1 pseudogene is annotated in these 248 nt (G+C 60.5%); it reads right to left on the minus strand.

The features are described 5' to 3' along the window. Positions 1 to 248 (minus strand): annotated as a pseudogene (locus BST12_RS30115) (hypothetical protein); the annotation flags it as partial.

Below are 248 nucleotides of genomic sequence, written 5' to 3' on the forward strand. Positions count from 1 at the left end.
TTCGGTTCGGGACCGGCACAGGTCGTGTCGATCGGTTCGGAGAACGCGATCACGTCAGCGACAAACGCTGTAGCTTCTTCGACGAGGGTTGGGTCGTCGCATGCAAAGCCAACTTCCAAGTGTGACCCGGCCCGCACGGTCCAATTGGCCGATCCCCACCACACCGTCCGCGGCTCAAAGTCCAACACCTCTTCGCCGTAACCGTTATCGGGGTCGTAGACGTTCAAAGCCAGATGACCGAGCCCACG

The sequence above is a fragment of the Mycobacterium angelicum genome (assembly GCF_002086155.1).
In the GTDB taxonomy this organism is placed as follows: Bacteria; Actinomycetota; Actinomycetes; order Mycobacteriales; family Mycobacteriaceae; genus Mycobacterium; species Mycobacterium angelicum.